Raw genomic sequence first — 13,791 nt, forward strand, 5'->3', positions numbered from 1 at the left:
TCTTTGGAGGCTAGAAAATGAAAAAAGTTTTAGTATTAGGTGGTACGAGGTTTTTCGGAAAACGACTTGTTCATAAACTAATCAAAAAAGGTTATGATGTTTCAATCGCAACTAGAGGTCTTACAGAAGATGACTTTGGAGAACATGTTAGTCGATTTATCATTGACCGACGAAATCCTGATACGTTAGCTCAATTAAGTAATTATAATTGGGATTTAGTCTATGATAATATTTGCTATACTCCAAATGAAGCGAAAGAAATTATTAATCTATTAACTGATCACGTTAAAAAATATATTTTCACATCATCTTTAGCCGTTTATGATACTGGATTAAACCATGTTGAAAATGACTTTGATCCATTTAATTATCAAATTGAATATAACAATGATAATAAGTATTCATATGCGGAAGGGAAGCGCCTTTGTGAAGCTGTTTTATTTCAAGAAGCAGTCTTTCCAGTGTTTGTGGCTAGATTTCCAGTCGTATTAGGGCCAGATGATTATACGAAGAGATTACTCTTCCATGTTGATAAAATTGGAAGAAATGAAGAAATTATTATATCTGATTTAAACAAAGAGATGACATTTATCGATTCTGATGAAACTGCTGAGTTTTTACTTTGGTTAGGTGAGAACGAATCGATTAAAAGTGGTCCTTTTAATGCGTGCTCCAATGGTGTAGTAACATTTAAAGAAATAATAAATATTTGTGAAATGGAAACTGGTAAAAAGGCTATTATTAAATCTCAGGGTGCAAATGAAAAACAATCTCCATTCGACGCTTATAGCGATCAATCGTTGAGTAATGAGAAAGCTAAAAAAGCAGGGTTTCAATTTTTAGAAGTACATAAATGGATGAAGGAATTAATTCATCATTATTGTTCCCTATAAAAAATTCACAAAATGTTCGAAAAACAAAATTCCGAATTTCTGGAATTTCCAGGTTTTCGGAATTTTATTGGAGATAAATTCCGAAATTTCGGAAAAAATTACTTTAAAAATATTGAAAATTATAAATTAACTTAATATTATTAGAATTATAAAATAAAATATTCATAGTGAAGATGAAGTCCAGAGAGTATTCCAACAGTCTGAACAAAATCCATAAATAACTTGGCACACTAATTGCTTGTATTAAAGCAGAAGAACATTCTGTTGAAAGGAGCAAAATACAGTAAATAGTGGAATTTAAACTAATACTTAGTTTGAATGAAAGCGTTGTCAAAAAGTGCCAATACGTAAAGATAACAAGGAGGTTATTATGGAAATCTTAATTATTTTATTAGCATTAGGACTTTTAATGTTTGTTGCTTATCGTGGGTTTTCTGTTATTTTATTTGCACCCATTTGTGCTTTATTTGCAGTACTTTTAACTGAACCAAGTTATATTCTTCCATTCTTTAGTAATATTTTTATGGAAAAAATGGTTGGTTTCATAAAGCTATATTTTCCTGTATTTTTACTTGGTGCAATTTTTGGTAAAGTCGTTGAAATGTCTGGAATTGCTGAATCGATCGCCAAAACAATTATTCAATTAGTTGGAGCAAAAAGAGCTATTTTAGCGATTGTATTAATGGGCGCAATTTTAACATATAGTGGAGTAAGCTTGTTTGTTGTTGTATTTGCTATTTATCCATTTGCTGCAAACTTATTCCGTGAAGGTAATATTCCAAAACGATTAATTCCTGGAACAATCGCACTTGGCGCGTTTACGTTTACGATGGATGCATTACCGGGTACACCGCAAATTCAAAATGTAATTCCAACTACATTTTTCAAAACAGATATTTATGCGGCACCATTTCTAGGTATTTTAGCGGCTGTTTTTGTACTTGCAGTTGGTCTTTGGTACTTAGAATCAAGACGTAAAAAAGCAGAAAAAGCGGGTGAAGGTTATTTAGGATTTAATGGAGAACTAGCTGCTGCAAATGAAACGCAAACAGAAGTTCCTTCAATAACGACAAATACTCCTACACCAGTATTAAAACAGATTTTAGCATTTGTTCCACTATTATTAGTTGGATTTTCAAATAAATTTTTTGTTGTTTCATTCCCAAAATGGTATCCGAATGGTTTTGACTTTAAAGCAATCGGACTAGAAGCTTTTGGGGTTGTTCAAATTCCTGCAGTTGTTGGTATTTGGTCAGTTGAATGTGCTTTAGTTATTGGGATTCTTTCAGCGATGATTTATGGCTATAAGAATTTGCGTACAAATCTAAAGACAGGTATGAATGCAAGCATTGGTGGAGCACTACTTGCTTCTATGAATACTGGTGCTGAGTATGGTTTTGGTGGAGTAATTTCTGCATTACCTGGATTTGGAATGGTAAGTAAAGGAATTTCTCATACATTTACGGATCCATTAGTAAATGGAGCTGTAACGACTACAACTTTAGCAGGTATTACAGGTTCTGCATCAGGTGGTATGGGTATTGCACTTAGTGCAATGTCTGAAAAATATATAGAGGCAATTAATAAATACAATATTCCTCCAGAAGTTATGCATCGTGTTATTTCGATGGCTTCAGGTGGTATGGATACTTTGCCTCATAATGGTGCAGTCATTACATTATTAGCTGTAACTGGTTTAACACATCGCCAGTCATATAAAGATATTTTTGCATTAACAATCATTAAAACAGTTGCAGTATTCTTAATCATTGCAGTATTTAAACTTACAGGACTTGTTTAAGAATGTTAAACTACTAATCTTACTTTTGAAGGGAGCAAAATAATGGGCAAGAATAAGGTAATTACTTCAGTTGAAGAGGTTGTTTCACAAATTCATGATGGAGCTACGATTATTGTAGGTGGCTTTGGTCTTTGCGGTATTCCTGAAAAAATGATTTTAGCATTACGAGATAAAGGGACAAAGGATTTAACAATCGTAAGTAATAACTGTGGAGTAGACGATTGGGGTCTTGGTCTTTTATTAGCAAATAAACAAATTAAAAAGATGGTTTCTTCATATGTTGGAGAAAATAAAATTTTTGAAAAGCAGTTCTTAAGTGGAGAACTTGAAGTTGAGCTTGTTCCTCAGGGCACCCTAGCTGAACGTATTCGTGCAGGTGGCGCTGGTATCCCAGGATTCTATACAGCAACAGGTGTAGGTACACCAATCGCAGATGGAAAAGAACATAAAGTATTTAATGGAAGAACTTATTTATTAGAAGAAGGAATCGTAGGAGACTTTGCATTTGTTAAAGCGTGGAAGGCTGATAAGCAAGGAAATCTAATTTTTAGAAAAACTGCTCGTAACTTTAACCCACTTGCAGCGATGGCTGGAAAAATCACAATTGCAGAAGTCGAAGAAGTAGTAGAAGTTGGAGAACTTGATGCTGATGCAATTCATACGCCAAGCATTTATGTACAACACGTATTCCACGGTGAAACATACGAAAAACGAATTGAACGTAGAATGACTACAGGAGTATAGGAGGCTAATAACATGAAAGATATTCGTCAATTAATTATTCAAACTGCGGTTAAAGAAATTCATGATGGTATGTATGTAAACCTTGGAATTGGATTACCTACTTTATTAGCAAACTATCTTCCAAAAGGTATTGAAGTTATGCTTCAATCTGAAAATGGTTTACTAGGTATTGGACCATACCCAACAGAAGCTGAACTAGATGCTGACTTAATCAATGCAGGTAAAGAAACAGTAACTGCGGCTAAAGGAGCTTCTTATTTTGATAGCGCTGAATCTTTTGCGATGATTAGAGGAGGCCATATTGATTTAGCTATTTTAGGTGGTATGGAAGTCTCTGAAACTGGTGATCTTGCTAACTGGATGATCCCAGGGAAAATGGTAAAAGGTATGGGCGGTGCGATGGACTTAGTAAATGGTGCTAAAAAAATCGTCGTTGTAATGGAACATGCAAATAAATACGGTGAAAGTAAAGTTAAAAAAGCATGTACTTTACCTTTAACTGGAAAAGGCGTAGTCCATAGACTAATTACTGAATTAGCCGTTTTTGATTTTACAGAAAATGGAATGGTTTTAGTAGAATGCGTTGGTGGAGCAACGATTCAAGAAATTACTGAAAAAACAGAGGCTACATTTACAATTAGTCCAAAGTTATTAAATAACGTGAACTAATCTTTAAAAGGAGGCAAACAAATGCAGCAAATGCTTTCTGAGAAGGTTGCACTGATAACTGGTGCCGGTAGTGGAATTGGTTTTGAAATTGCTAAAACCTTTGCAGAGCAAGGAGCAACAGTTGTCTTAACCGACTTAAATGAGGAAAATGTTCAAAAGTCAGCTACTTCATTACAAGAGCTAGGGTTTAATGCGATCGGTTATGCATGTGATGTTACAAATGAAGAACAAGTAGTTGACACGTTTCATAAAGTAATCGATCAATTTGGTGAATTACATATTTTAATAAACAATGCTGGATTACAATACGTTTCATCAATTGAGGATTTCCCTACTGAAAAATTCGAATTACTTATTAAGGTCATGTTAACTGCACCTTTTATTAGTATCAAACATGTATTTCCTATTATGAAAAAGCAAAAGTATGGTCGCATTATTAATATGGCTTCGATCAATGGATTAATAGGATTCGCTGGTAAAGCTGCTTATAATTCTGCGAAGCATGGTGTAATTGGTTTAACAAAGGTTGCTGCATTAGAAGGTGCAAATGATGGTATTACAGTCAATGCAATCTGCCCGGGCTATGTGGATACACCTTTAGTTCAAAACCAGTTGGCTGACTTAGCAAAATCAAGAAATGTACCAATTGAAAGTGTAATTGAAGAAGTAATTTATCCTTTAGTACCTCAAAAAAGATTACTTACAGTAAAAGAAATTGCAAATTATACAGTTTTTCTTGCTAGTGAATATACTGGCGGGGTTACAGGTCAAGCGAATGTAATAGACGCAGGATATACAGTTCAGTAGGAAAAGGATGAAAGGTTTTTTGAGCAGGGGGAGATTCCTGCTCTTATCCTTTCTAGTTACCTACTACTTTAAGTGAGGTATGGTATGAAAAGTATGTTAGAGAGTCTTCCTTTTGAGTGGATTTCCGAGATTATTAATCTTGCAACTGAGTGGATTGTTGTCGTTAATCGTGATGGAAAAGTTTTATATATGAATGAATCGTATTGTGAGTTTGTTGGGCGTTCTGCTGATGAAGTGATTGGTATGGATGTGAGTGATGTTATTGAAAATTCTAGAATGCATATAGTCGCTAAAACTGGTCAAGCAGAGGTGGCGGAGATCCATCCAATAAAAAATACTGAAATGGTAGCAAACCGTTATCCACTGTATGTAGGTGATGAATTAGTAGGTGCTGTTGGAACCGTAATGTTCCGTAATGCGCAAGAATGGCTAGAGTATTCTAAAAAAGTAGAACCTTTAGTAGAAGAATTAAACTATTATAAAAGAAAATTTGAGAAAGAGTTAAGTAGTAAATATAACTTCAATCAAATAATTGGTGATACGCCAATCTTTAATTCTGCAAAAAACTTGGCAGAGCAAGTATCTGCAAGTTCTTCTGCAATCTTACTTTTTGGGGAATCAGGTACAGGTAAAGAATTGTTTGCACATGCAATTCACGATGCTAGTCCAAGAAGAAACTTTCCGTTTGTACGAGTAAATTGCGCTTCGATTCCAGAGCATTTACTAGAATCAGAGCTTTTTGGTTATGAGGAAGGTGCTTTTACAGGTGCAAAAAGAGGCGGGAAGAAAGGGAAATTTGAAATTGCGAACCGAGGCACAATTTTCCTAGACGAGATTGGTGATATGTCTTTGCATATGCAAAGTAAATTACTGCGAGTACTTCAAGAAAGAGAGATTGAAAGAATTGGTGGAAGTTCACCTATTTCCATTGATGTAAGAGTCATTGCCGCTACGCATCGAAATCTTGAAAAGATGGTCGTATTAAAAGAATTCCGCCAGGATCTGTATTACCGCTTAAATGTAATTAAAATAGACATTCCTCCACTTAGATCAAGGATAAATGATTTACCTCTCATAGCAGATTCATTAATAAAAAAACTCGAAAGGAAATTTCATCGAAACGGAATTCAAATATCAAATGAAGTTTTTCAAATTCTTAAGTCACATCATTGGCCAGGAAATATTCGAGAACTTGAAAACGTACTTGAGAGATGCATAAATGTCCTAAATGGTAAAGTGATTACACCAAAACAATTACCTCTTTATTTATATGAAAATCCAACTAGCCCCAAAAATACATTTGAATTCGAAATAAATGCATCTCAATTACACAATCATAATTCTTTAAAATCATTAAAAGAAATGATTGAGGAGACTGAAAAGGAAGCAATTAAAAGAGCTCTAATAGAATCTCAAGGTAATAAGATTGAAGCTGCAAAATTATTAGAAATAAGCAAGTCAACTTTTTATGAAAAATGTAAAGCTTATAACATAAAAAATTAAAAGATTTCGTGTCGTTTGGTTCATTAGGATGAAATAAAAAGGGGGAAATAAAATGAGTGAGAACGTTGTAATTGTTAGTGCTGTTAGAACTGCGATCGGAAGTTTCAGTGGTACATTGAAAGATGTAAGTGCAGTAGAATTAGGCGCTAAAGTTATTAAAGAAGCGATTAATAGAGCGGGTATTCAAGAAAGCCATGTTGATGAAGTCATAATGGGGAATGTACTTCAAGCTGGCTTAGGTCAAAATCCAGCAAGACAATCAGCATTAAAGGCAGGACTTCCAAATACTGTCTCTGCAATGACAATAAATAAGGTTTGTGGCTCTGGATTAAAATCAGTCCATTTGGCGACTCAAGCAATTATAGCAGGAGATGCTGAAATTATAGTTGCTGGTGGGATGGAAAATATGAGTCAAGCCCCATATTTACTTAAAGGTGCTAGAGATGGATATAGAATGGGCAATCAACAAGTTGTTGATAGTATGATTGCGGACGGACTATGGTGTGCGTTTAATGATTATCACATGGGAAACACCGCTGAAAACTTAGCAGTACGCTATGAAGTCTCTAGGGAAAAACAAGATGAGTTTGCGGTAAATAGCCAACAAAAAGCTGAGAGTGCAATTAAGGCAGGTAAATTTGAAGGCGAAATTGTTACCATTGAAATTCCACAACGAAAGAAGGATCCAATCATCTTTAAAGAGGATGAGTATCCAAAATTTGGTGCTACAGTAGAGAAGATTTCATCACTAAGACCAGCCTTCGAAAAAAATGGAACAGTTACAGCAGCAAATGCCTCAGGTATTAATGATGGTGCAGCAGCAGTTGTATTAATGAGTGAAAGTAAAGCAAGAGAACTAGGCATTAAACCTTTAGTAAAAATTAATGCAAATAGTAGTGCAGGCGTTGATCCAAGCATAATGGGAATTGGAGCAGCATTTGCAGCTAAAAAAGCACTTGAAAAATCATCGATTGAATTAAGTGATATTGGCTTGATTGAAGCAAACGAAGCATTTGCAGTGCAATCGCTTTCTGTATTAAAGGAATGCGGCTTTGATGAAAATATTGTCAATGTAAATGGAGGTTCGATTGCACTTGGACATCCAATCGGTGCGAGTGGAACTAGAATACTAGTTACATTGATTCATGAAATGAAGAGAAGAGAGACACAATACGGTCTTGCAACACTATGTATTGGTGGCGGAGAAGGCGTTGCGACAATTATTGAAAATTGTTTTGAATAAATAATAAGTAAAAAGCGGTAGGACTCTTATAATGAGACCTACCGCTTTATTGTGAAGACAAAACCAAAAAAACAAAAAATCTGGGTTCAGACTGATTGCAGTCGCTTGTCACAAGTCTGAAGGTTAGATGATTCTTACTGAAATAACACCCTCAATATCTCTTAGCATCTGTTCAACTGGTCCATTGATCGTTTCATCAAGATCAATCATTGTATAAGCAAACGCACCTTTACTTCGGTTAAGCATATCAGCAATATTTACTTGATAGTTTGCTAGTAATCCTGTTATTTGACCGACCATATTTGGAATGTTTTTATGTGCAATCGTAATACGTTTTTTCCCTGTATAAGGTAATTCTACATTTGGAAAATTAACGGAGTTTTTAATATTACCTGTTTCTAAATAATTTTTTAATTGTTTTGCAGCCATACGGGCACAGTTTTCTTCTGATTCAGTTGTTGATGCTCCTAAATGAGGGATTGGAATGACGTTCTTCATACCAATCACTTTTTCATTTGGGAAATCTGTCACATAAACTCCTACAGTGCCGTTATTCAGCGCATATTCTAGCGCAACATCATCTACTAATTCAGAGCGAGAAAAATTAAGTAATCTTGATCCCTTTTTCATTCCTGATAAAAGTTTTTCATTCACAAATCCTTTTGTTTCAGGAGTTAAAGGCACATGGATTGTTATATAATCACATGTTGAAAAAATTTGATCTAAATTATCGATTCGTTGTACATTCCTAGATAATCGCCATGCAGTTTCGACTGAAATATAAGGATCATAACCATATACTTCCATATCTAACGCAAGAGCGTCATTTGCTACAAGTGCACCAATTGCTCCTAAACCAATAATACCTAATTTCTTTCCTGCAATCTCTGCTCCTGCAAATTCTTTTTTACCAGCTTCTACAATTTTAGAAACATTTTCTTCACCAAATAAAGAACGAGTCCACTCAATACCTTCTATAATTCGTCGTGAAGAAAGGAATAAACTTGTCAGAACTAGTTCTTTAACTGCATTTGCATTTGCACCAGGCGTATTAAATACAACAATTCCTCTTGAAGTACATTCTTCGATTGGAATATTATTTACACCAGCCCCAGCCCTTGCGATTGCTTTAACACTGTTTGGTATGCTCATTTCATGCATACTATGGCTTCTTAAAAGAATGCCATCCGGTTCATTTAATTCATTGTTAATCTTAAAGTTTTCCAAAGGAAATTCTTTTATTCCGTGCTCAGAAATATTATTTAATGTTTGAATTTTAATCATCTTACAATCTCCTCTAATATTTTCTTTTCAAATTGACTCATAAACTGAACTAATTTCTCAACGCCTTCTAATGGCATCGCATTATAAATACTAGCTCGCATTCCCCCAACTGAACGATGGCCCTCAAGATTCACCAAGCCAGCTGAATTTGCCTGAGCAAGAAATTGCTTATTTAATTCATCAGAAGTTGATGTAAATGGAATATTCATAAGTGATCTGTTCTCTTTCTTAACTGGTGAAGAGAACATGTCAGATTGATCGATAAAATCATATAATAATTGAGCTTTTAAAAGATTAGTTTGATAAATACTATTTAAGCCACCAGATTCTTTAATCCATTCTAAAACTAGCATCGCTACATAAATGCCGAATGTAGGTGGTGTATTATAAAGTGAAGAAGCTTCGACATGTGTTTTGTAGTCGAGCATTGTTGGGCAATTTTTATCAGCACTTCCAATAAGATCATCTCTAATAATGACAATTGTTAACCCTGCTGGACCGATGTTTTTTTGAGCTCCAGCATAAATTAAACCGAATTGTGAGACATCAATTGGTTCAGAAAGAATATTTGAAGAAAAGTCTGCAACTAATGGAGAACTTGTTTTAGGGTAAGTAGAGTATTTTGTCCCCTCAATCGTGTTATTCGTCGTAATATGTAAATAATCGTATGGTTCAAAAAGGGCTAAATCTTCTAAATTAGGAATATATGAAAAATTTTCATCCTCAGACGAAGCGATAACATGAACATCTCCATATTTTTTTGCCTCAGAGATTGCTTTCTTTGACCAAGTTCCTGTATTAATATAAGCAGCATTTTTGTACTTACTTAATAAGTTTAATGGAATCATTGAAAATTGAGTTGATGCTCCACCTTGTAAAAATAACACTTTATAATTTGATGGAATTTCTAAAAGTTCACGTAATAAGCTTTCACATTTCTTAATAATTCCTTCAAACTCAGCCGAACGATGACTCATTTCCATAACTGACATACCAGAAGTACCGTAAGTAACAAGCTCTTTTTGTACCTTTTCCAATACTGGAACAGGCAAGACAGAAGGGCCAGCAGAGAAATTAAAGACGCGTTCCATAAAAATCATCCTCACTAGTTATTTTTTTAATATTCTAACTTTAAACTACTCATATACGTTGGTCAATAAAAGATGAAATAAAATCATAAAAAATTCACAAATATATTAATTTTCTAATTAATGAAAAGGGAATATTAATTATTTTAGTATTTAAATTTGTAAATTTATATGAGTAAAAACCAAAAATTAAGTCGGATAATACTTTGATTGATAAATAAAAATACATAGTTTTAAAAGATAATGGAAAATTTAATGATTATATTGTTTTTAAGGGAGTTTCTACAATAATAGTCGTTTCTAGATACTATTTGGTTCCACAGGCAGGGCATATTATTAGCTACCTAATTACATATTACTTAATCACGTACATATCAGTCGGTTTAATGAAACAATATCAGAGAGTTAAAACGGGATCGATCGAGTTAATATTAGCTCTTTCAAAGGCGTTAGATTCTAGAGACAACTACACTGCACATCACTCAGAATGTGTTGCCAATATTGCTTATAAAATCGCAAAGAAAATGAAATTATCTAAAAGTCTTTGTGCACTCATCCACCAAGGGGGACTATTACATGATATTGGTAAAATTGGAATTCCGGAGCATATTTTACTGAAGGATGAGGAATTGACTGAGGATGAATACAATATAATTAAAAAACATCCTGTGATTGGATATGACATTATTAAACATATTGCTATTTTTAATGAAAATGGCATTTTTGATATCGTTTTATACCATCATGAACGATACGATGGAAAAGGATATCCAGAAGGTCTAAAGGGTGATCAAATTCCTTTAACTGCTAGAATTGTAGCAATAGCCGATAGCTATGATGCGATGATTTCAAATCGATTATATCGCAAGGGGATGTCTTTAGAAGACTGCTTAAAGGAAATAGAAAATAATAAAGGAAGCCAGTTTGATCCAGAGATTACTGATGTTTTCCTTAGCTTATTTGATTTTAGAGAATGAAATAATTCATAAAAAATAGAGGGTGTCCCAAAAGTATGATGGGGGCCCTCTTTTTCGTAAATTGATTAGATTTGAAATAAATTAAAGAAGGAATCGGACGAATTAAAGTCCTGTGTTGCAAATAAGTATTATAGAATAGCAAATAAGGAGTTCAAATGTGCAAATAAACGATGAAAAACTACAAAAGAACAGGGGACTGCAATTAAAATCTGAGGCAATTAAATTTAGGAAAACTGCACATAAAAAAAGAACTTCACTCAAAAGGAAATTTTTTTTAAAAAAATTTTAATAAATGTTGTTTTTCATTGGTTTTGTTCAACCAACTAAAAATAATGAAAAAGATTGGAGCGTAAGGTGCTCGACTCATATGGGAAATGCGGGAAGCCTGAGACCCCGTAGGCCTGCTTAGGAGGCTCGGGTCTCGCCCCATGGAAAGCGAGCATCCTGGAGCGGAAATCAACGTACCAACTTCTTAAAAAACATCAAAGATTACTCAAAAATTTATAATAATATTTATTTTTATACCTCACATATAACGAAATTTATGTAGAACTGTAACGTTTGACTGTATACTTTCTAAATTATATAATAGAAATATTACTTAAAATGGGGAGGGTTGTCACTTGGGATCGAGTATCGCATTGGTGAGTTAGCTGAAATAGCTCAAGTTTCAAAAAGAACAATTGATTATTATACAAAATTAGGGTTACTAGAAGCAAAACGATCAGAATCAAACTATCGATATTATTCCACAGAGGCAATTGAGACTCTCAGATTTATTGAACATTGTAAAAAAATGAGAATATCCTTAGAAGAGATAAAAGATTTATTGCAAACTAATTATAATCAAAAAAATTGTGTTTTTGAACAAATTCAACAAATATCAAATCAAATTATTGAGCTTGAAGCTAAATTAGCTCAATTAGTACCAGTAATATCAGATATGAATGATTGTGAAAAAAACGCTTTAGTAGATTCATTGTCACATCATACATTTCCGTTATTTGAAACATTGAAACATTTTGTAAAATAATGACTAAATTAATTTTAAAACTTAACAATTTATTAAAGCTATAAAATATGTACGTTTTACTAAATTATGGTAATCTATTAAGTAAGTAAAATAATAATTTTATATTTTTGTAGATTGAAATTCTCAGGAGGTGAATACTCGAGTAATATACTCGAGTTCGTCATTGGACATAGTTAACTTGTTTATGATTGCAGTTTTAATCGCACTTACAGCTTTTTTCGTAGCAGCAGAATTTGCGATAGTGAAAGTTAGATCAAGTAGAATTGATCAACTAGTAGCCGAAAAAAAGCGAGGTGCAGTAGCTGCTAAAAAGGTTACGACGAGTTTAGATGAATATTTATCAGCTTGTCAATTAGGTATTACGGTTACAGCTTTAGGATTAGGTTTTTTAGGTGAGCCAACATTTGAGCATCTTATACACCCAGTGGTAGAATTTCTTGGATTAAACGGAACAATCGCTAAAACTATTTCGTTTATTTTAGCTTTCTCAGTTATGACATTTATTCACGTTGTAATTGGTGAGCTAGCACCTAAAACGGTTGCAATTCAAAAAGCTGAATCAATCACACTAATACTTTCTACTCCACTTATTGTTTTCTATAAAATAGCTTATCCATTTATTTGGGTATTAAATAGTTCTGCAAGATTTTTTACAGGATTATTTGGAGTTAAGCCAGCATCTGAATCAGAAGAAGTTCATACTGAGGAAGAATTGAGAATTATTTTATCAGAAAGCTTTGAAAGCGGAGAAATTAATCAGGCTGAGTATAAATATTTAAATAATATTTTTGAATTCGATAACCGACTTGCAAAAGAAATTATGGTCCCTCGTACTGAAATTATCGGTTTATATGAAGAAGACCCAATTGAAGAACAAATTGAAATAATTAAAAATGAAAAATATACACGTTACCCAGTTTTTGGGGAAGATAAAGATGATATTTTAGGTATGGTAAATGTGAAAGACTTTTTTATTCGATATCTGGATGGAAAAGTTGAAAAAACATACGATTTCGCAAACTTTACACGCCCAGTTATTCAGGTAATTGAAACAATCGCAATTCATGATTTATTATTGTTAATGCAAAAGAAACGTATTCCACTTGCAATATTGTATGATGAATATGGTGGAACAGCGGGATTATTAACAATGGAAGATATTCTTGAGGAGATTGTTGGGGAAATACGTGACGAATATGATGATGATGAAAAACCAGCCGTTCAACATATTTCAGAATCACATAAGATTGTAGACGGAAAAGTATTAATTACCGAAATTAATGACTTATTCGGTCTGTATGTTGAGGAAGATGATGTTGATACAATTGGTGGGTGGATTTTAACTCAAAATCACGACATTCAACAAGGAGAATCTGTCATATTTGAGGACTTTGAATTCAAAGTTGTTGAATTAGATTCACACCAAGTTAAATTAGTTGAAATAAAAAAAAATGAGTTTATTCAAGCAGTAAAATCATAAAGATAAGATGAAAAAGAAGGATAAGGGCATAAGTCTTTATACCTTCTTTTTTTGATTCTTAGACAAAAAATACTATAACCTTATAGTATTATACTTTGTACAATGATTCACAAAAAGTTAACAACTTACATCTCCAATTCAATTCCTTTTATTATAAAATAAGGGTGTAAGGTTGATTTGTGCAGAAGTCCTTATTCTTCTACTAGTTATTTTATTAACTATTTCAATCAGCTTATTTTTTAATCGTTTCGTACAATACCTCATTTTTC

Annotated in this window: 12 protein-coding genes; 10 read left to right on the plus strand and 2 right to left on the minus strand. The window is 33.4% G+C overall.

Features of this window, described 5'->3' with window-relative positions:
- Positions 1-17 precede the first annotated feature (17 nt).
- The 7 genes from AB1282_RS11465 to AB1282_RS11495 all read left to right on the plus strand — a co-directional run bounded on the left by AB1282_RS11465 (position 18) and on the right by AB1282_RS11495 (position 7,660).
- Positions 18-893 (plus strand): NAD-dependent epimerase/dehydratase family protein, encoded by an 876-nt coding sequence (locus AB1282_RS11465; protein ID WP_056472007.1) that lies wholly within the window; start codon positions 18-20, stop codon positions 891-893.
- Between the two features lie 370 nt (positions 894-1,263).
- Complete coding sequence (locus AB1282_RS11470) at positions 1,264-2,694, plus strand: GntP family permease (protein ID WP_056472009.1); 1,431 nt, start codon at positions 1,264-1,266, stop codon at positions 2,692-2,694.
- A gap of 42 nt (positions 2,695-2,736) precedes the next feature.
- A complete protein-coding gene (locus AB1282_RS11475; RefSeq protein ID WP_056472012.1) occupies positions 2,737-3,438 on the plus strand; it encodes a CoA transferase subunit A in 702 nt (233 codons plus the stop codon).
- Positions 3,439-3,450: 12 nt separating this feature from the next.
- Positions 3,451-4,107 carry a 3-oxoacid CoA-transferase subunit B gene (locus AB1282_RS11480; protein WP_056472015.1) on the plus strand — a complete coding sequence of 219 codons (657 nt, stop codon included), beginning with the start codon at positions 3,451-3,453 and terminating at the stop codon, positions 4,105-4,107.
- 30 nt (positions 4,108-4,137) lie between these two features.
- Positions 4,138-4,914 carry a 3-hydroxybutyrate dehydrogenase gene (locus AB1282_RS11485; protein WP_056472106.1) on the plus strand — a complete coding sequence of 259 codons (777 nt, stop codon included), beginning with the start codon at positions 4,138-4,140 and terminating at the stop codon, positions 4,912-4,914.
- Positions 4,915-4,998: 84 nt separating this feature from the next.
- The gene (locus AB1282_RS11490) at positions 4,999-6,417 is read left to right on the plus strand and encodes a sigma-54 interaction domain-containing protein (protein ID WP_056472018.1); all 1,419 of its coding nucleotides are present in this window, start codon (positions 4,999-5,001) and stop codon (positions 6,415-6,417) included.
- Positions 6,418-6,469: 52 nt separating this feature from the next.
- Positions 6,470-7,660 carry an acetyl-CoA C-acetyltransferase gene (locus AB1282_RS11495; protein WP_429899132.1) on the plus strand — a complete coding sequence of 397 codons (1,191 nt, stop codon included), beginning with the start codon at positions 6,470-6,472 and terminating at the stop codon, positions 7,658-7,660.
- Positions 7,661-7,783: 123 nt separating this feature from the next.
- On the opposite strand, the gene AB1282_RS11500 is transcribed toward AB1282_RS11495, so the two are convergent.
- Both AB1282_RS11500 and serC read right to left on the minus strand, forming a co-directional pair.
- Entirely contained in the window at positions 7,784-8,944 is a 1,161-nt protein-coding gene (locus AB1282_RS11500) for a phosphoglycerate dehydrogenase (RefSeq protein ID WP_056472023.1), read from the minus strand.
- On the minus strand, positions 8,941-10,035 hold the full coding sequence (gene serC, locus AB1282_RS11505; RefSeq protein ID WP_429899133.1) for a 3-phosphoserine/phosphohydroxythreonine transaminase: 1,095 nt from the start codon (positions 10,033-10,035) through the stop codon (positions 8,941-8,943). The genes AB1282_RS11500 and serC overlap by 4 nt, the downstream gene beginning before the upstream one ends.
- Positions 10,036-10,418: 383 nt before the next feature.
- Here serC and AB1282_RS11510 point away from each other — a divergent pair, with 383 nt between their 5' ends.
- The 3 genes from AB1282_RS11510 to AB1282_RS11520 all read left to right on the plus strand — a co-directional run bounded on the left by AB1282_RS11510 (position 10,419) and on the right by AB1282_RS11520 (position 13,522).
- Positions 10,419-11,009: an HD-GYP domain-containing protein gene (locus AB1282_RS11510; RefSeq protein WP_429899134.1), complete on the plus strand. Its 591-nt coding sequence runs from the start codon at positions 10,419-10,421 to the stop codon at positions 11,007-11,009.
- Positions 11,010-11,625: 616 nt separating this feature from the next.
- Complete coding sequence (locus AB1282_RS11515) at positions 11,626-12,042, plus strand: MerR family transcriptional regulator (RefSeq protein ID WP_286162579.1); 417 nt, start codon at positions 11,626-11,628, stop codon at positions 12,040-12,042.
- 163 nt (positions 12,043-12,205) lie between these two features.
- Positions 12,206-13,522 (plus strand): hemolysin family protein, encoded by a 1,317-nt coding sequence (locus tag AB1282_RS11520; protein WP_429899135.1) that lies wholly within the window; start codon positions 12,206-12,208, stop codon positions 13,520-13,522.
- The last annotated feature ends 269 nt before the right edge of the window (positions 13,523-13,791 follow it).

The organism is Gottfriedia sp. S16(2024) (assembly GCF_050473765.1).
Taxonomy (GTDB): Bacteria; Bacillota; Bacilli; order Bacillales; family Bacillaceae_G; genus Gottfriedia.